A 19,429-nucleotide genomic window follows, 5' to 3' on the forward strand; every position below is an offset into this window, starting at 1 on the left:
TTCTTCCTTCGCATTCTACCGCGGTAACCGCAGACACAAAAAGAAACAGGTTCCGGAGCAAAACTACGGAACCAGTCAAAATCACAATTCGCGAGACTATATCAGAAGTCGCAAGCCAATTGCCAGCAAATTTGAAACCATGCATTTTCTGTCATGCAGAACTTGATGATAGACAAATATTGACATGATCGGAAAGAACATTTAGTGAACATGTATGAAAAAGTCCATAAAAGAACGGCTTGCAGTCCTGTCCGATGCAGCGAAATACGATGCGTCCTGCGCCTCCAGTGGCACGACGAAGCGCAATTCGTCCAATAGCGGCGGTTTGGGTTCGACGGAAGGTTCGGGCATTTGCCACGCCTATGCGCCGGATGGCAGGTGTATTTCCCTTCTGAAAATACTGCTGACCAATTTCTGCATTTATGACTGCGCCTACTGCATCAACAGATCATCCAGCAATGTGGAGCGCGCGCGATTCTCGGTTGAGGAAGTGGTCTGGCTGACGCTGGAATTCTACAGGCGCAACTATATCGAAGGGCTTTTCCTGTCTTCGGGCATCATCCGTTCGTCAGACCACACAATGGAAGAACTGGTCCGGGTGGCGAGAGAGCTGCGGGTGACCCATGGGTTTCGCGGATATATTCACCTCAAATCCATTCCCGAGGCGTCCGCGAAACTGGTCGAAGAAGCCGGGCTTTATGCCGATCGCTTGTCGATCAACATCGAGCTTCCGACAGATAGCGGGATCGGGCGGTTTGCGCCGGAAAAACAGCCGGTAAACATCCGTAAGTCCATGGCCGACATCAGGTTGAAAATCGAAGAGGCGGGCGAGCCGACCTTGAGAACGAAGCGGGTCAGGAAATTTGCGCCAGCCGGTCAGAGCACACAGATGATCGTGGGTGCGGATGGCGCCAATGACACAACTATCCTGCAGACCAGCGCGCGTCTTTATGGCAGCTACGGCTTGCGCCGCGTCTATTACTCGGCTTTCAGCCCCATTCCGGATTCGTCGAAAAACCTGCCGCTTATCAAGCCACCCTTGATGCGGGAGCATCGACTCTATCAGGCCGATTGGCTCTATCGCTTCTATGGTTTCGATATCAATGAGATTGCTTCCACCCAAAAGGACGGGATGCTCGATCTCGATATCGATCCGAAGCTGGCATGGGCGCTGGCTAATCGTCAGAGTTTTCCTGTTGATATCAACTCGGCAGACCGGGAGATGCTGCTGAGGGTGCCTGGCTTTGGCACCAAAACCGTCAAATCCATTCTGGCCTCCCGCCGTTTTCGGCAATTGCGTCTGGAAGATCTTGGCCGTTTCGGGGTTTCGTTGAAGAAGGTGAAGGCCTTTGTCGTTGCTGGTGGCTGGACGCCGGGCAAGCTGACGGAGCGACCCAATCTGCGCGATATGTTTGCGCCACAGCCTGAACAATTATCGCTTCTGTGATGCACAGGATTTCTCTGGAGGGCCGGGGGGATTTTGACGAGTGGCGCGATGCCGCCAGAGCCTTTCTTTCTGCCGATATTGCGCCACAGAATGTTGAGTGGCACCTGCGCGGTGAGGATGCCGGTCTTTTCGGTTTTTCAGAAGAAGATCCGTTGCCGGTCTCAACGACAACAAAAAAGCTGAGCGTCCCTGCTGCTTTTATGGAGCTGGCACAGACAATTGTCTGCCACAGCGATCCGGCGCGGTTTGCGCTGCTCTATCGTCTGCTTTGGCGTCTACAGCAGGACAAGGCGCTGCTGCAGTTCAAGGCGGATGCGGATGTGGCCGAAGCGAGGAAACTGGAAAAATCCGTTCGGCGCGATAGCCACAAGATGACGGCCTTTGTCCGTTTCAAGGAGGTGGGTCTGCAGCCGGAGCAGGCTGGTCGCCGCCGGTTCATCGCCTGGTTTGAGCCGGACCATTTCATTGTCGAGCGGAAGGCAGCTTTTTTTCAAAGACGCTTTACCGACATGGACTGGATGATTCTCACGCCAAAGGGCTCGGCCCGCTGGGACGGCGAAACACTTGAGACGTCCCGCCTTCCGGCCCAACAGCCTGATCTTTCCGATGAGACCGATGAGCTTTGGCGCACCTATTACGCCAATATTTTCAACCCGGCGCGGTTGAAGATTAAGGCCATGACAACAGAAATGCCCAAGAAATACTGGAAGAACCTTCCCGAGGCCGACCTCATTCCAGAGCTTGTGCTGAATGCAGAACGTCGTGTTCTGGAGATGGGGGCAAAGGCTGCGACCGAGCCACAATTGTTCCATCATCGCATTCAGGCCGCAGCGGAAAGCAGGCCAGCGCCTGCCTTGCCGGATGCGGATACATTGGCGGGTTTGAAGCATGAAGCGCAGGCCTGCACCATGTGTCCGCTTCACTGCAAAGCAACGCAGACCGTCTTTGGAGAGGGCCCAGAGGGCGCGGCAGCGATGATCGTGGGAGAGCAGCCGGGCGATTTCGAAGATCTGGCAGGGCGGCCCTTTGTTGGCCCGGCGGGTAAGGTGTTCGATCAGGTAGTGGGTGAAACCGGCATAGCGCGGAAAGACCTTTATGTGACCAATGCGGTCAAGCATTTCAAATATGAGGCACGGGGCAAGAAGCGTATCCACCAGCGTCCGGATGCAGGAGAAGTGGAGCGATGCCGCTGGTGGCTGACGCGGGAAATCGAGCTTGTCCAGCCGAAGCTGATTGTCGCGATGGGTGCAACGGCTGTGTTTTCCCTGACGGGTTTGAAGGAGAAGGTTTCAGACCTGCGCGGGAAGCCGATGCCGATGGATGGCGGGAGAACACTATTCGTGACGGTTCATCCCTCATATCTGCTGCGCATTCCAGAGGAACGACGCAAAGCTGAAGAGTTCGACCGTTTCCGGGCTGACATGCAGGCGGTACGCAGGCTGATGGATGGGACGGGCACTGCGTCGGCAATGTCCTAATCTGTCTGAACTGACGGTGGTAGCCGAGCGCTGCGTTCATTGGCGGCCTTTACGAAATCTATGAAAGCCCGCAGAGGGGCAGGCACGAGGCGTCTGCCGGGATAATACAGAAACGGTCCGGTAAAGCTTTGCCACCAAGGTTCGAGAACCGGAACAAGGCTGCCTTGTGCAAAATGCGGGCCCAGCCAGTCTTCGAACAGGGAGACGATGCCGGTTCCAGCTATGGCTGCGTCGACAGCAAGATCAACCGCTCCACCAATCCTCACGGTCAGAGGGCCATTCGGCTCGATCACGACAAGCTCACCATCCCGCTCAAATTCCCAAGGCGGCAGAAAGCCGCTGGCGAAGCGGCCGCGGATGCAGGCGTGATCCAGAAGGTCGCGGGGATGTTGCGGATGGCCACGTCTTTCCAGATAGCCGGGCGAGGCGGCCAAGGCGATGCGTTGCACGCGAGGACCGATGGGAATGGCAATCATATCCTGTTCGAGACGCTCGTCATAACGTATGCCCGCGTCGCAGCCAGCGGCCAGGATGTCGACGAAGCTCTCTTCGGTGATGACCTCAAGTCTGATATCCGGATAGGCCTCGAGAAAACCGGGGACGATATCAGGAAGGACAAGACGGGCCGCACTAACGGGAACGTTGATCCGCAGCGTGCCTGCTGGACTGTCTCTGAAACCGTTCACGACATCAAGTGCGGCTTCAACCTCGTTCAACGCGGGTGACAGGCGGTGCAGCAGGCCTTGCCCCGCCTCAGTCAGAGAAACGCTGCGCGTGGTGCGGTTGAGAAGACGCACGCCAAGCTCGCTCTCCAGCCTGCGAACCGCTTCGCTCAAACCGGAAGCGCTGCCATTGCGTATGCGCGCGGCCTCACGAAACCCGCCTGCACGGGCGACGGCAACGAAGATATTCAGATCGTCCAGATTGGCCTTCATTGTTCGTTCTCTCGCACAGTCTGTATCGATTGTACCCAGTTATGCTCATAGGGCAAAGCCGCTAGTGTGGCTGCATCACAGGAGATGATCATGAACACCATGCAAAAAGCCGGTACATTCAAACTCGGTAGCCGCTCTGTCGGGCGTCTGGGATATGGAGCCATGCAATTAGCAGGGCAGGGGGTTTTCGGACCTCCCAGGGATCACGACGCAGCAGTTGCGGTTTTGCAAGCGGCGGTGGAAGCGGGCGTCAATCACATCGATACGAGCGACTTCTATGGGCCTCATATTACCAACAGAATCATTCGTGAGGCCCTGCACCCCTATGCCGATGACCTGACCATCGTCACCAAGATCGGCGCCACGCGCGGTGCCGACAAATCATGGAACCCGGCAACTTCGCCGGAGGAACTTACACAGGCTGTGCACGATAATCTGCGCAATCTCGGGCTCGACGTTCTCGATGTCGTCAATTTGCGGATCATGTTTGATGTGCATGGTCCGGCGGAAGGTTCGATCGAGCCTTTGCTGACGCCAATCGCGGAGTTGCAGCGGCAAGGCTTGGTCCGTCATATCGGCCTTAGCAATGTCACCGCCAGCCAGATTGCCGAGGCGAGGCACATTGCTGACATCGTCTGTGTCCAGAACATGTATAATCTGGCGCATCGAAACGACGATCAACTGATTGACGATCTCGCCCGCGACGGCATTGCCTATGTGCCATTCTTTCCGCTGGGTGGGTTCAGTCCGTTGCAATCCTCCACCCTGTCGGATGTCGCCCAGCGGCTTGAGGCGACGCCAATGCAGGTCGCGCTTGCCTGGCTGTTGCGCCGTGCACCCAATATCCTGCTTATTCCAGGCACGTCCTCGGTGGCTCATCTGCACGAAAATCTTGGTGCCGCCGCTATCGCCCTTTCTGACGAGGTCATGGCTGAACTGGAAAGCGTTGCAGCCAACGGCTGACCGGCCCTATCGCCACATGGAAAAAAGGGCGCGTCCTCGGACGCGCCCTTTTCAATTTGAACGAAGGTTGATCCTGCTTATGCGAAGTAGTTCTGCAGAGGCTTTACGTCGAGGCTGCCCGCTTTCAGTGCCTTGATTGCAAGCGCGGCAGATTCAGCACCGGACATTGTGGTGTAGTATGGCACCTTCTGCATCAGGGTTGCGCGACGCAGCGACTTTGAGTCCGAGATCGCCTTGTTGCTATCAGTGGTGTTGATGACCAGCTGGACCTGACGGTTACGGATGGCGTCTTCGATATGCGGACGGCCTTCCTGTACCTTGTTGATCTTCTCGGCATCGATGCCCTGTTCCGCAAGGAAGCGCTGCGTGCCGCCGGTTGCCAGAACCTTGAAGCCAATTTCCACCAGATGGCGGATGGCGGGCAGGACGCGTTGCTTGTCTTCATCGCGTACGGATACGAAGACAGCACCCGAGCGCGGCAGATCGACGCCAGCACCAAGCTGAGACTTTGCAAAGGCCAGTGCGAAATCGCTGTCGAGGCCGATGACTTCGCCCGTGGAGCGCATTTCCGGTCCAAGCAGGATGTCGACGCCGGGGAAGCGGGCGAATGGGAAGACCGCTTCCTTGACGGCAATGTGCTTGAGATTACGTGGATCCGGCTTTTCGCCATAGGCGGCGATTGCTGCATCCAGCTTCTCGCCGGTCATGATGCGAGCCGCGATCTTGGCAATCGGAGCGCCAATGGTCTTGGCGACGAATGGCACGGTACGCGAGGCGCGCGGGTTGACTTCGAGAACGTAGATGGTGCCGTCCTTGATGGCATACTGAACGTTCATCAAGCCGCCAACATTGAGCGCCTTGGCCATGGCCGTCGTCTGGCGTTCAAGCTCGTCCAGCGTTTCCTTGGAAAGCGAACGCGATGGCAGCGAGCAGGCGCTGTCGCCGGAGTGAATACCAGCTTCTTCGATGTGCTCCATGATGCCTGAAACGAAGACGTTTTCGCCATCGCATAGTGCATCGACGTCCACTTCGACGGCGTTGGTCAGGTAGCTATCGAACAGAAGCGGGTTCTTGCCCAGCAGCGTGTTGATCTGGCCGGTCTTGTCATTGGGGTAACGCTGCTTGATATCTTCAGGAACGAGGCCCGGAACCGTATCCAGCAGATAGGTCTGCAACTGGCCTTCGGAATGAATGATCTGCATGGCGCGGCCACCCAGAACGTAGGATGGGCGAACGACCAGCGGGAAGCCGATTTCGGAGGCCACGAGGCGGGCCTGCTCGACCGAATAGGCGATACCGTTGTTCGGCTGCGCCAGATCAAGCTTCATCAGAAGCTTCTGGAAGCGGTCGCGGTCTTCGGCAAGGTCGATCATGTCAGGCGCCGTGCCGAGGATCGGGATACCGTTCTTTTCCAATGCTTCGGCCAGCTTGAGCGGTGTCTGGCCGCCGAACTGCACGATGACGCCAACCAACTCGCCGTTTTCCTGCTCCGCACGCATGATCTCGATCACGTCCTCAGCCGTCAGCGGCTCGAAATAGAGGCGGTCGGAAGTGTCGTAGTCGGTGGACACGGTTTCCGGGTTGCAGTTGATCATGATGGCTTCGAAGCCCGCATCCTTCAGCGCGAAGGCGGCGTGGCAGCAGCAATAGTCGAACTCGATGCCCTGGCCGATACGGTTCGGGCCACCGCCGAGAATGACGACCTTCTTGCGATCCGAAATCTGGGCTTCAGAGCGCAGCTGTCCCGCGAATGGTGTCTCGTAGGTCGAGTACATATAGGCGGTCGGCGACGCGAATTCGGCAGCGCAGGTGTCGATGCGCTTGAAGACGGGACGAACCTCCAGGCTGTTGCGCAGCTCTGCCACTTCCTTGGGACGCTTCTTGCTCAGGCTGGCAAGACGGGCATCGGAGAAGCCCATCGCTTTCAGCGAACGGAGGTTCTCGGCATCCTGCGGCAGGCCATGCTCACGCACGCGCTCTTCCATGTCCACGATGGCCTTGAACTGGGCGATGAACCAGGGATCGATCTTGCTGTTTTCATGCACTTCGGCTTCGGACATGCCCATGCGCAGGGCCTGTGCGACCATGCGCAGACGGTCTGGCGTCGGAGTGCCGATGGCGGCGCGGATGGCGTTCTTGGAGCCTTCGCCCTCTTCGTAGCCGGGGATTTCGATTTCATCGAGACCCGTTAGGCCGGTTTCGAGACCGCGCAACGCCTTCTGCAGGGATTCGGCAAAGGTACGGCCAATCGCCATGACTTCACCAACCGACTTCATGGCCGTGGTAAGGATCGGCGAAGCGCCCGGGAATTTTTCGAAGGCAAAGCGCGGGATCTTCGTGACGACATAGTCGATGGATGGTTCGAAGGATGCAGGTGTGGCGCCGCCGGTGATGTCGTTGTCCAGCTCATCCAGCGTATAGCCGACAGCGAGCTTGGCCGCGACCTTGGCAATCGGAAAGCCTGTTGCCTTGGACGCAAGTGCAGAGGAGCGCGAAACGCGTGGGTTCATTTCGATGACGACCAGACGGCCATCCTTCGGGTTGACGGCGAACTGCACGTTCGAGCCGCCGGTTTCCACGCCGATTTCGCGCAGGACAGCGATCGATGCATTCCGCATCATCTGGTATTCTTTGTCCGTCAGCGTCAGGGCCGGGGCGACAGTGATCGAGTCACCCGTGTGAACGCCCATAGGATCGATGTTTTCGATGGAGCAGATGATGATGCAGTTGTCCGCCTTGTCGCGGACGACTTCCATTTCATATTCCTTCCAGCCGAGAACCGATTCTTCGATCAGCACTTCGGTGGTTGGGGAAGCATCGAGACCGCCGCCGATGATTTCAAAGAATTCCGAGCGGTTATAGGCAATGCCGCCGCCGGTGCCGCCCATGGTGAAGGACGGGCGAATGATGGCTGGCAGGCCAACCACGTCGATGGCCTGCGCTGCGATGGCCATTGCGTGGCTGATGTAGCGCTGCTTGCGGTCCGTCTCGCCAAGGTTCCACTGATTTTCCAGATCATCCAGTGCCTTGTCGAGTTCGGCACCAGAAAGTTTGGACTTGAGGTCCGCACGCGCGGCTTCGTGGGTCTTGCGGTCGGCATCCTTGATGTCGGTGGCGTTGGCCAGCATCGACTTCGGCGTTTCCAGTCCGATGCGCTTCATGGCTTCGCGGAACAGCGCGCGATCTTCGGCCATGTCGATGGCTTCAGGCTTCGCGCCGATCATCTCGACATTGTAGCGATCCAGCACGCCCATGCGCTTCAGCGAAAGGGCCGTGTTCAGCGCGGTCTGGCCACCCATGGTGGGCAGCAGTGCGTCCGGGCGTTCCTTGGCGATGATCTTTGCGACAACCTCGGGCGTGATCGGTTCGACGTAGGTCGCGTCCGCCAGGCCGGGGTCTGTCATGATGGTTGCAGGGTTGGAGTTGACGAGGATGACGCGATAGCCTTCCTCTTTCAGCGCCTTGCAGGCCTGCGTGCCGGAATAGTCGAATTCACATGCCTGACCGATGACAATCGGTCCAGCGCCGATGATAAGGATGGACTTAATATCTTGGCGCTTCGGCATGGCTCTCTTCCGCTTTTGTTGTTGCGCAAAAAAACGGCCATGGTGAAACTCACCGGCCGGCGTGCGCAATTCCAATCTTTTCAGGCTAGAAGCGGCTTATAGGCAAATGTTTTTGATAACGGAACCCCGAATCTTCTCTTTCTGACAGGAAAGTTCGTTCGTCAGAATAGCGTGTTGCGCGCTGATCCTTTCCGCCTTTAAAAACGTATAGACATTATAAGCAATTACGTTTGTTTCCAAAGGCAGGGGCAAAGGCATAATGATTACTGTTCACTATCTCGAAAATTCTCGCGCGCACCGGATTCTCTGGCTGCTGGAAGAGCTTGAAATTCCCTATGACATAAAGACTTACAAGCGCGGGCCCGATCTTCGCGCGCCGAAGAGCCTGAAAGCCGTGCATCCGCTGGGCAAATCGCCGGTGATAGAAGATGACGGCAAGGTCTACGCAGAAAGCGGCGCCATCATCGAGTATCTGCTCGATACCTATGGAAAGGGTGCCTTCCGGCCGGAGCAGGGAACGGACGCCTACAGGCGCTATGTTTACTGGCTGCATTATTCCGAAGGCTCAGCCATGCCGCTTCTCCTGCTCAAGCTGCTGTTTTCCCGCATCCCCTCACAGGTGCCTTTCTTCCTAAAGCCTATGGCGGCGATGATCTCAAAGGGCGTGGGGAGCAAACTGGTCGATCCCCAGCTTGCCGATCACACCGCATATTGGGAAAGCGAGCTTGCGAAAGACGGTCTGTTTGCCGGGCGTGAGCTGACAGGCGCGGATATCGCCATGAGTTTTCCCGTCGAGGCGGCTATGAGCCGTGCAGGCGGAATGGAAAACCGCCCGGCAATCCGACGCTATCTGGAAACGATCCGTGCCCGCCCCGCCTATCAGCGCGCGTTGGAACGCGGCGGCGCCTATATCTACGCCAATAGCTGAGGCTTCCCGGAACGCTTTCTCCCCTCAAGCGTTCAGCAAGGCACTCAAGGGGAGATAAATATGCAGTGGAGAGGGCGTCGCCAATCCGACAATATTGAAGACAGGCGCGGCATGTCGTCTGGCGGCATGGGAGGCGGCGGGTTTCGTCTTCCAACCGGCGGGCGGGGAGGCGGTATTGGCATCGGCGGCCTTGTGGTCATTCTTTTGATCAGCTGGGCGCTTGGCATCAACCCGCTAACGCTTCTCTCAGGCGGCGACGTTTCCATGGATGGTGGCACCAGCGGCCAGCAGACAACCGGCACCCGTCCGCAGGGTCAATCCTCTGATGAAACGACCGCCTTTGTGCGTACCGTTCTGGCGGAAACCGAGGATACATGGGGCAAGATCTTCAGCTCCTCCGGCGAAACCTATGAGAAGCCTACTCTTGTGTTGTTTGCGGGCCAGGTTCGTTCAGGCTGCGGCACGGCGACCTCTGCGAGCGGCCCGTTCTACTGCCCGCAAGATCGTAAGGTTTATCTCGATACGGACTTCTTCCGCGAACTTGACAGACGTTTTGGTGCGTCGGGCGATTTCGCTCAGGCCTATGTCATCGCGCATGAAGTGGGTCATCACATCCAGAATTTGACGGGTGTACTGCCTGAGTTCAATCGTCAGCGGCAGGCCATGGACGAAACGGATGCCAACAAGATGTCCGTCCGGGTCGAGTTGCAGGCGGATTGCTATGCCGGCATCTGGGGCAAATCCACCCAGCAGAAGGGCATTCTGGAGACAGGCGATCTAGAAGAGGCGATTAACGCGGCTCATCAGATCGGCGACGATACTCTGCAGAAGAAGTCCCAAGGATATGTCGTCCCTGATAGCTTCAACCACGGTACGTCCGCACAGCGCGCCGAATGGTTTCGCAAGGGCTTCGAAAGCGGCCGCGTAGAGGACTGCGATACGTTTTCTGCAGATATCTAACGGCTTAGCAGCAGCGCTATAACGAACATGCCAAGCGCAAAGATGGTGTGCGCCACAAGGTTGAGAGCGCGCACCTTCCAGGGGTTTGGCGTTTTGGATGCGGCCCAGCCAATGCCGAGGCCCGGCTGCAACAGGAACCACCCTGCGGCGACGGTAACAATGCCGACCAGCCAGGGAAGTGCGAAGGTTGGCGTCCCGAACCAGCCCGCTGGCACGATCAGTGCCAGAAGGATGCCGTAAAGAATACCAACGGCGTAATGGGAAATCCAGCCAAGCGCATTTTCGTGTTTGTAGGGCGGGGCGCTGGCAATATTGTCATGGAACACCTTGCCCTTGGGCAGGTGCCAGAACCATCGCCCAACCGGTGCCCAGTTGGGAGCGGACTGGCCAAAGAACCGGTGCAGGATGATGGCCCAGAGGTCCATGAAGACCGTGCCGCCAATTCCCATTGCAACGCCTCGCCAGATGATGTCCGACATCATGTTCTCCCCGCTGGATTGTGTCGGCGGGCAGGGTGTCGGTTTTTCCACGCTTTAACAAGCCCACTGGAAACGCAAACCGACGCGTGGGGAGGACGTGGCCGCTGTTGCAGCCACGTCGGTCTTATCAGGCCGCGCTGCGGTAGTCGGAGTTCTGGCCGAACTGTTCCTTCGCCAGCTTGAACTGCGCAATCAGTGCGTTAAGCGCTGCCGCTTCGGAAGCAAGACCGTGACTTGCCGCGGTCTGCTCTTCCACCATGGCGGCGTTTTGCTGCGTGCTTTGATCGATATTGTTGATCGCGGTGTTGATTTCCTGCAGCCCGGTCGACTGTTCCCGCGATGCAAGGACGATGGCGTTGATGTGCGTGTTGATTTCCTGCACTTCCGCCACGATGGTTTCGAGCGCCTTTCCGGCATTGCCAACCAGCGAAACGCCGATTTCCACCTGACTGGTAGAAGCGCCGATCAACGCCTTGATTTCCTTTGCTGCATTGGCGGAACGCTGGGCAAGCTCGCGCACTTCCTGAGCCACGACGGCAAAGCCCTTGCCTGCTTCGCCAGCGCGAGCCGCCTCAACACCCGCATTCAGGGCAAGGAGATTGGTCTGGAAGGCAATCTCGTCGATGACGCCGATGATCTTGGAAATGCCGGACGAGGATTGCTCGATGCCTTCCATGGCCTTGACCGCATCACTGACGACGGCGCCGGATTGTTCTGCGTTGCTGCGGGCGCGGGCGACAAGACGACCGACCTCTTCGGCGCGCTTGGCGGAGTCCTTCACGGTGGTGGTGACTTCTTCCAGGGCTGCTGCGGTTTCTTCCACGGATGCGGCCTGCCGTTCCGTGCGTTTAGCAAGGTCATCGGCAGAATGGCGAATTTCGTTTGCGCCTGCATCAATGGCATTTGCATTCTTGCCAACAGTGACAAGGGCCGCATTCAGCTTGGCAATCGAGGTGTTGAAGTCTTCACGCAAGCGGTCTACCCGCGGAATGAACGGTGTGTTGATACGGTGATGCATGTTGCCATTGGCAAGGTTTGCGAGACCTTCCGCCAGGGAGTCGACTGCGAACTGGATGTCTGCAGCATCCTTGGCGGCGGTTTTTTCCCGCTCGTTGCGCTCCTGCTCGGAAAGCGTTCTTGTCTCTTCGGCATCGCCTTCGAGACGACGACGCTCCACGGCGTTGGTGCGGAACACGGCAACGGCAGCTGCCATTGAGCCGATCTGGTCCTTGCGCTCCTGGCCGGGAATGGTCGCGTCCAGATTGCCGTCTGCAAGCTGCTCCATCGCGAGCGTCATGCGCGTCACGGGTTTGATGACAAGGCTGTTCATGAGGAAGGCGAGGAAGGCGATCATGCCAGCGACGGACAGAATGGTGGCGACGACGGCTGCGATGCGAAACTGCGTGATGGACGCAAACGCGGTGTTGCTGTCGATGACGAGACCCACGGACCATTCGACACCGGGAAGACCGGGGACTGGAATAAAGCTGGTCATCTTGTCAGCGTCGCCAATGCGGGTTTGCGAGACGGTCTGGGAGATTTTCGGCGTTGCGACCGGGAAGAGGTCGGTCAGCGTCTTGTTGATCATGGCTTCGTCTGGATGGATCAGAATCTTGCCATCCTTGTTGACAAGAAACGCATAGCCTCCGTTGCCCGCATCGACCGAGCCGATCATGGAAACCAATGTTGTCAGCAGGAAGTCGCTGGCGGCAACGCCAACCAGCTTGCCATCGCGCTTGACGGGCAGGGCGGCGCTGACCACGAGCTTGCCGGTGGTGGCATCCGTGTAAGGCTCGGTCAGAACGGTGGAGTTGGCCTTGACCGCAGCCTGGTACCACGGACGCTGGCGTGGGTCGTAACCTTCGCGCATCTTGGTCGATGGGAAGTTGTTGAACGCACCCGTTTCATCGCCGAAATATGCGGATTTGAATTCGCGTGCAAGAACCTCATTGTGCAGGGCAAGCTCCAGCTTTTCCTGGGTCGTTGCCGTTACCATGGACGCAGCCACCATCTCGGTCATCATGACGCGGCCATTCAGCCAGTTGGCAACGCTGAGTGCCGACTGCTTGCCTGCCGCATTGATCTTGTCTTCGACGAAATGGTTAGCCGCATCACGCTGGAGCCCATCAATATAAATGGAAAATCCTGCAAAAGCCGCAACGACGACGCAGGACGCCGCCACGACAATTCGCGTCATCAAATTCGATTTTCTGGACAATGTATGGACCTCAAAAAGAGACCGGTTCTTCCGGATTTGGATGGGGGACATGCCTGGGGGCTGGTTTGGCGTGCCTCATGCAGCCAGAAAGTCGCAACTTGTTCTGTGGACCGTATCATTGTTGCATGACGAAACTTTAATAGTCGTGTCGCTCGCCAATATTTTTTTCCGGTAAGTGAATGTTTCAGTTAATCAATCTTTAACCCTGCCGCGATTTTGCGCGTCTGCCGCATTCTTGCGCATCTGCTGCGATTGTCTTATTCAGGCAATGCGCCGCTCTCCTTCTTTGCAGGACAGCGGCTTTTCTTTTTGAGGTGATGCCATGTCTTCTACGGTCGCGGAAACGAAACCCCAGGTAACTGCCGATTCCTGGAGTGCACATCTGCGCGCAACTCTGGCCCTGGGAATTCCGCTGATTGGTGCGCAGTTGGCGCAGTTGGGAATTCACACCACGGATATGGTCATCGTCGGGCAGCTGGGTGCCGAAAAGCTGGCCGCCATGGTGCTGGCCGGGCAATTCTACTTTGTCGTCTTCATTTTCGGCTCCGGCTTCTCTGTTGCCGTCGTTCCCATGGTCGCCAATGCCTATGGGCAGGGAGATGCGACATCGGCACGCCGTTCGCTGCGCATGGGCATGTGGGTGGCAATCGTCTACTGGTTGCTGACCATGCCGCTGTTCTTCAGTGCGGAAAAGATTTTGCTGGCACTGGGACAAAACCCTGCGGTAGCGCGGCAGACCGGGGAATATCTGGCGATAGCGCAGTTCGGTTTGCTGCCTGCACTTCTGTTCTATGTGATGCGCGGCCTCGTCAGCGCCATCGGGCGCGCCGGCATCATTCTCTACGCCACCATCGCCATGCTGCTGATAAATGGTGTTCTGGCCTATGCGCTTGTTCTCGGGCACTTCGGCTCCCCAGCCTTCGGCATGATCGGTGCCGCTTACGCTGCGGTCATCGTCAACGCCTTCAGCCTCCTGTTCATTGTCGTCTACATTCAGACGCGCGATGAAACGCGTCGCTATGAACTCTTTGTCCGTTTCTGGCGGCCTGATCTTCATGCCCTCTGGGAAGTCATCAGGCTTGGTCTGCCCATCAGCGTTACCATCCTTGCAGAAGTGACGCTGTTTTCCGCAGCCTCTATCCTGATGGGGCAGATCGGCACAATCGAACTGGCGGCGCATGGAATAGCGCTTCAGCTTGCCTCCATCGCCTTCATGATCCCGCTCGGGCTGTCACAGGCGGCAACAGTGCGGATCGGCATTGCGCATGGGCAGGGAGACTATCCGAACCTCGTTCGCGCGGCGATCACGGTTTACGCCGTTGCCTGCGTCATTGCGGCATGCGGTGGACTGTTCTTTGCCCTCAAGCCGGAATATCTGGCCAGCTGGTTTCTCGATCCGGCGCTGCCGGGCGCGACAGACGTGCTCGCCTATGCCAGCACGCTTGTCATCATTGCCGGGGTGTTTCAGCTGGTGGATGGAATGCAGGCGGTGGCGGCCGGTCTTTTGCGTGGGCTGAAGGATGCGCGGGTGCCGATGATACTGGCGCTGATTTCCTATTGGCCCATCGGCCTTGCGCTGGCCTGGATCACAGCATTTCCTCTCGGCTTTGGCGGTCGTGGGGTGTGGTTCGGCTTTATCATGGGTCTTTCGACCGCCGCTCTCTTGTTGACGACCCGTTTCTACCTGATGGTAAAGCGCGAAATGAAAACGGCCCGCTGATAAGGCGGGCCGCAAAAATCGGTTGTTTCCGTTCGTTTATCAGCGCTCTGCAAGCGCCTCTTCACCCTTCTTTTCGCGAAGAAGGTTGACGAAGCGGCGGAACAGATAATGGCTGTCCTGCGGGCCAGGCGAGGCTTCGGGATGGTGCTGCACGGAGAAGACCGGCTTTCCGGTAATGCGCAGGCCGCAATTGGTGCCATCGAACAGCGAAATGTGAGTCTCTTCGACGCCTTCAGGCAGGGACTTCGTGTCCACCGCGAAGCCGTGGTTCATCGAGACGATTTCCACCTTGCCGGTCGTATAGTCCTTTACCGGATGGTTTGCGCCATGGTGGCCCTGATGCATCTTTTCCGTCTTTGCGCCAACGGCAAGGCCAAGGATCTGGTGGCCAAGGCAAATGCCGAACATCGGCAACTCGGTCTTGATCAGGTCCTGAATCACCGGAACGGCATATTTGCCCGTCGCGGCCGGATCTCCGGGGCCGTTGGACAGGAACACGCCATCCGGCTTCAAGGCCATGATGTCTTCTGCCGATGTCTGGGCGGGAACGACGGTCACCTTGCAGTCGAGGCCAGCGAAGAGACGCAGAATGTTGCGCTTGACGCCAAAGTCGATGCAGACGACGTGGTATTTCGCCGCCGTATCACCCAGCGTGCCGTAACCCTTGTTCCATTCCCAGGGCGTTTCGTTCCAGACTGACGACTGTCCGGACGTGGCTTCGATGGCGAGGTCGAGACCTTCCAGACCGCTCCAAGCCTTTGCTTCCGCTTTCAGCGCTTCGACATCGAAAACGCCATTCGGGTCATGCGCGATGACGGCGTTCGGTGCGCCGTTTTCACGGATCCAGGCGGTCAGCGCGCGCGTATCGACGCCGCAAAGGCCGATGACGCCGCGGGTTTTCAGCCATGCATCCAGATGCTTGACGGCGCGGAAGTTGGAAGGATCGGTAATGTCAGCCTTGAAGATGACGCCGACCGCGCCGCGTCGTGCAGCGGGCGTCAGGTCTTCGATGTCTTCTTCGTTCGTGCCGACATTGCCGATATGCGGGAAGGTGAAGGTAACGATCTGGCCGAGGTAGGAAGGATCGGTCAGAATTTCCTCATAACCGGTCAATGCGGTGTTGAAGCAGACCTCCGCCTGAACCTTGCCGGTTGCGCCGATGCCGGTTCCCTCGATCACGGTGCCATCTGCCAGAACGAGCATGGCGGTGGGTTTGCGGGTGGTCCAGGGTGCTGTCTCGGTCATCTCGTTTCCGTTTCTGCCACTTGGGCCCGCCAGGAGGAAGGCAGGTGCTAAGCGGTCATCTTTTGTCGCGGATAAGGGCGCGCGAAAGCCTTCGCGTCGTAACCTTCGTTAAAAATCCTGTGCAGGTGCCGGAAAATAACGAAAGGGGTGCTGCCGGTCAACCACGGGCGCAACAATTAACCGGAATTTAAGATGATGCAAATCAAAGCTTTAGGTAAATGATTTGCCGAGCCGCCGTTGCTCGTTTATGTCACCGGCAAATTTGTGACGGAAAAGCACGACCGGAATTTGCCGGTCCCTGCGGCTTTTCCAGGGAGAAAGCCATGATACGCGATACATTTGCCAATACGTTGAAAGAGGCCATGAAAGCCCGCGACTCGCGGCAGATTTCAACGATCCGCCTCATCCAGGCTGCCGTCAAGGATCGCGATATCGCCAATCGCGGCATAGGCAAGGATGCGGTTTCGGACGAAGAGATTTTGCAGATCCTGGCCAAGATGATCAAGCAGCGCGAGGAATCCGCAGCCATTTACGACAAGGCTGGTCGCGGCGAGCTGGCGGAGCATGAGCGCGAGGAAATCGCCATCATCAAGAGCTTCATGCCGGAAGAAATTCCCGAGGAGAAGGTTCGCTCGATCCTTGAGGGCGTGATTGCCGAGACCGAGGCCTCCGGCCTTCGTGATATGGGTAAGGTGATGGGCGTGCTCAAAGAGCGCTATCCCGGCCAGATCGATTTCGGCAAGGCGTCCGGCCTGATCAAGGAATTGTTGAAGTAGCACGAAATATAAAAAGGCAGGGCATATGTGGATACCCTGCCTTTTCATGTACGGGACGCTCACACGCTTGAAGCGCGTATCGGGCGGTCATGGGGGATGTCGCTCGATATCAGGCATCACGCATACTCGGCCTCATGCCGACGCAGCAACGATATGTCGGTGAAAGCCCTCCTTCAAATTACAAAAACATAATGTTTCGGCTTTCGGCTCTGCCTTCATTTTGCCCGAAGTTGGGGCATGTGATTTGCAATGATGGTGTCGCGCCTGTGAATATCGGGTACGGTCGGTTTCTGCGCTTGGTAATGGAGCCGGGCTGCGCTTATATAAAGGACTGGCCGAAACAGGCGGTGATCCCAGGTAAAGATGCGCTTTTCAAACTCATTTCTCGACGAGATACGTGACCGGGTTAACATCTCCGATGTTATCGGCAGACGTGTGACGTGGGACAGGAAGAAGAGCAACGCATCCAAGGGAGACTATTGGGCCTGCTGCCCATTTCACGGCGAAAAAAGCCCAAGCTTCCACTGCGAAGATCGCAAGGGCCGTTACCACTGTTTTGGCTGTGGCGTTTCCGGCGACCATTTCCGCTTCCTGACTGACCTCGATGGCATGGGCTTTCCCGAAGCCGTCCAGCAGATTGCCGATATGGCCGGTGTGGCCATGCCGCAGCCGGATGTGCAGGCGGAAAGGCGCGAGCGTGAGCGGGCGACCTTGCAGGATGTCATGGAAATGGCGACCCTGTTCTTTCAGGATCAGTTGCAGACCGCGGCGGGCGCCAGAGCGCGGGCCTATCTGCGCGATCGCGGCCTGACGGGACGAACGATCGAAACCTTCCGCCTTGGCTTTGCGCCAGACAGTCGCAACGCGCTGAAAGAACATCTGGCGTCAAAAGGAATTGCCAGGGAGCAGATGGAAGCCTGCGGGCTGGTGGTGCATGAAAACGTGCCGGTCTCCTATGACCGTTTTCGTGATCGCATCATGTTCCCCATTCTTTCGTCGCGGGAAAAGGTGATTGCCTTTGGTGGACGCGCCATGGCCGCCGATGCCATGGCGAAATATCTCAATTCCAATGAGACGGAGCTCTTTCATAAGGGCAATGTGCTTTACAATTTCGCGCGCGCGCGTCGAGCCACGCAATCGTCGGGCACCGTCATCGCCGTGGAAGGCTATATGGACGTCATCGCCCTTTATCAGGCTGGCGTCGAAAATGCGGTGGCGCCGCTCGGTACCGCGCTGACGGAAAGCCAGCTTGATCTTCTGTGGAAGATGTCGCCGCAGCCGATCCTGTGTTTCGACGGTGACGGCGCGGGCATTCGTGCCGCCAGCCGCGCTGCCGACCTTGCGCTGCCGCACATCAAGCCGGGCCGCTCCGTCAGCTTTGCGCTTCTGCCCGATGGCAAGGACCCCGACGATCTGGTCCGCCACGAGGGCAGGGCGCCATTCGACCGTGTGCTTTCGGAAGCCAAGCCTCTGGCCGCGATGATATGGAGCCGCGAAACGGCGTCGGTGACCTTCGATACGCCCGAAAAGCGCGCCGAGCTGGAAAACCGCCTTCGCCAGATCGTCTCCGTCATTGGCGACGAAAGCGTCCGTCGGTTCTATCAGCAGGATATGCGCGACAGGCTGAATGCATTCTTCCAGCCGCAATTCCAGCGTGGTAACGCGTCTAACAAGAATTATGGCCGCGGCGATGCCGGTGCCGGGCGCGGGGGGCAGCGCGTGCCGCCCAGAGGCACGACGACCGGCTCTGGCAGCATATCGGACAGGCTCAGCCAGTCCGGACTCGTCAAGGGGTATCTGGCAACGCCAGCCCTGCGCGAAAGCGTTCTGGCGCTGACAATCGTCAATCATCCGCAGCTGTTGCTGGAGGAATATGACGAGATTGCCGCCATCGATTATGAGAACCGCGATCTGCAGAAGCTCTGGTCGCAGGTTCTGACTTACGCTGCGGAAAGCGCTGCCGGACTTTCGCGCGAAGGACTTGCATCGCGTCTTGAAGCCCAGGGTTTCGAACCGCTGGTGAAGGCCATGAACCAGCAGGTGCGAAATGCGCGGCTGTGGACCGCAACCGAGCAGGCGGCGCTTGAAGATGCGCGTGAGGGTTATACGCAGGCATTGTCTTTGCACAAGCGAACCAAGGCGCTGCGATGGCAGAAGATTGATCTGGAGCGAGAGATCGCAGAGGCTACCGAGGCGGGCGATGGAGACCGGATGGTTCAGTTGATGCGCGCGCTTTCCGAGGTCCAGCTCGAAATCGGGCGGATGGAGAACCAGGAGGCGATCATCGATGGTTTCGGTGTCATGTCCGGCAGGGTCAAGGGTCCGGCCTATAGCCACGGCTAGGCCTTTTGCGGCTGTTGAGGCTTGTCTTTTGTGCAGATAGACCTAAATAGGGGATAAGTTGGTGAGGTCCGCGAAATGTCGCTGTAATGACGGCGTTTTTAGGTTTTTAGCCCTTGGGCAGGCCATAAAGGCTTGACGTGAAGGGAAATAGCGGGAATCACCATTCCAGGAAAAGTAAGGTGGAATGGGCCTTGGCGGATCGAAACTGCATACATAAGCATTTCCGAATGCAATGTCTTGATATTCCGCCTGTGGCAGCCGTGTTTAATCGGCAATTAAAGATCATTCCGTTAGGTGTTTGACAATGATTCGCGGCCATGGCCGGTGCCCTCAGGGGTAAACGGCCTTGCGGCGAAGCGGATGTTAGCGTC

The 19,429-nt window shown here is 57.7% G+C and carries 13 protein-coding genes; 8 read left to right on the forward strand and 5 right to left on the reverse strand.

Annotated features, from left to right (window positions below):
- Nucleotides 1–214: 214 nt before the first annotated feature.
- Nucleotides 215–1,447, forward strand: a complete 1,233-nt coding sequence (locus ASF69_RS03265) for a putative DNA modification/repair radical SAM protein (protein ID WP_062585223.1) — start codon at nucleotides 215–217, stop codon at nucleotides 1,445–1,447.
- Nucleotides 1,447–2,925 (forward strand): UdgX family uracil-DNA binding protein, encoded by a 1,479-nt coding sequence (locus ASF69_RS03270; RefSeq protein WP_062585225.1) that lies wholly within the window; start codon nucleotides 1,447–1,449, stop codon nucleotides 2,923–2,925. Before ASF69_RS03265 ends, ASF69_RS03270 begins: the two co-directional genes overlap by 1 nt.
- Here ASF69_RS03270 and ASF69_RS03275 read toward each other — a convergent pair.
- Nucleotides 2,922–3,860, reverse strand: coding sequence for a LysR family transcriptional regulator (locus ASF69_RS03275; RefSeq protein ID WP_062585227.1), 939 nt, complete (start codon nucleotides 3,858–3,860; stop codon nucleotides 2,922–2,924). The genes ASF69_RS03270 and ASF69_RS03275 overlap by 4 nt on opposite strands.
- A 90-nt stretch (nucleotides 3,861–3,950) precedes the next feature.
- Here ASF69_RS03275 and ASF69_RS03280 point away from each other — a divergent pair, with 90 nt between their 5' ends.
- Nucleotides 3,951–4,823, forward strand: a complete 873-nt coding sequence (locus ASF69_RS03280; protein WP_062585652.1) for an aldo/keto reductase family oxidoreductase — start codon at nucleotides 3,951–3,953, stop codon at nucleotides 4,821–4,823.
- A gap of 77 nt (nucleotides 4,824–4,900) precedes the next feature.
- Here ASF69_RS03280 and carB read toward each other — a convergent pair whose 3' ends face one another.
- Nucleotides 4,901–8,389 (reverse strand): carbamoyl-phosphate synthase large subunit, encoded by a 3,489-nt coding sequence (carB, locus tag ASF69_RS03285; protein WP_062585228.1) that lies wholly within the window; start codon nucleotides 8,387–8,389, stop codon nucleotides 4,901–4,903.
- Between the two features lie 259 nt (nucleotides 8,390–8,648).
- On the opposite strand from carB, the gene ASF69_RS03290 reads away from it, so the two are divergent.
- Nucleotides 8,649–9,317 carry a glutathione S-transferase gene (locus tag ASF69_RS03290; RefSeq protein WP_062585230.1) on the forward strand — a complete coding sequence of 223 codons (669 nt, stop codon included), beginning with the start codon at nucleotides 8,649–8,651 and terminating at the stop codon, nucleotides 9,315–9,317.
- Nucleotides 9,318–9,377: 60 nt separating this feature from the next.
- The gene (locus tag ASF69_RS03295; RefSeq protein WP_062585232.1) at nucleotides 9,378–10,277 is read left to right on the forward strand and encodes a neutral zinc metallopeptidase; all 900 of its coding nucleotides are present in this window, start codon (nucleotides 9,378–9,380) and stop codon (nucleotides 10,275–10,277) included.
- On the opposite strand, the gene ASF69_RS03300 is transcribed toward ASF69_RS03295, so the two are convergent.
- Complete coding sequence (locus ASF69_RS03300) at nucleotides 10,274–10,756, reverse strand: DUF2938 domain-containing protein (RefSeq protein ID WP_062585233.1); 483 nt, start codon at nucleotides 10,754–10,756, stop codon at nucleotides 10,274–10,276. The two genes, ASF69_RS03295 and ASF69_RS03300, sit on opposite strands and share 4 nt — an antisense overlap.
- Nucleotides 10,757–10,883: 127 nt before the next feature.
- A complete protein-coding gene (locus ASF69_RS03305) occupies nucleotides 10,884–12,974 on the reverse strand; it encodes a methyl-accepting chemotaxis protein (RefSeq protein ID WP_062585235.1) in 2,091 nt (696 codons plus the stop codon).
- 322 nt (nucleotides 12,975–13,296) lie between these two features.
- On the opposite strand from ASF69_RS03305, the gene ASF69_RS03310 reads away from it, so the two are divergent.
- Nucleotides 13,297–14,694: an MATE family efflux transporter gene (locus ASF69_RS03310; protein ID WP_062585237.1), complete on the forward strand. Its 1,398-nt coding sequence runs from the start codon at nucleotides 13,297–13,299 to the stop codon at nucleotides 14,692–14,694.
- Nucleotides 14,695–14,733: 39 nt separating this feature from the next.
- Here the strand turns inward: ASF69_RS03310 and carA are convergent, their stop codons facing one another.
- Nucleotides 14,734–15,939, reverse strand: coding sequence for a glutamine-hydrolyzing carbamoyl-phosphate synthase small subunit (gene carA, locus ASF69_RS03315; RefSeq protein ID WP_062585240.1), 1,206 nt, complete (start codon nucleotides 15,937–15,939; stop codon nucleotides 14,734–14,736).
- Between the two features lie 323 nt (nucleotides 15,940–16,262).
- Here carA and ASF69_RS03320 point away from each other — a divergent pair, with 323 nt between their 5' ends.
- Nucleotides 16,263–16,715: a GatB/YqeY domain-containing protein gene (locus tag ASF69_RS03320; protein ID WP_062585242.1), complete on the forward strand. Its 453-nt coding sequence runs from the start codon at nucleotides 16,263–16,265 to the stop codon at nucleotides 16,713–16,715.
- 363 nt (nucleotides 16,716–17,078) lie between these two features.
- Entirely contained in the window at nucleotides 17,079–19,058 is a 1,980-nt protein-coding gene (gene dnaG, locus ASF69_RS03325) for a DNA primase (RefSeq protein ID WP_062585244.1), read from the forward strand.
- The last annotated feature ends 371 nt before the right edge of the window (nucleotides 19,059–19,429 follow it).

Source organism: Rhizobium sp. Leaf311 (genome assembly GCF_001423445.1).
In the GTDB taxonomy this organism is placed as follows: domain Bacteria; phylum Pseudomonadota; class Alphaproteobacteria; order Rhizobiales; family Rhizobiaceae; genus Agrobacterium.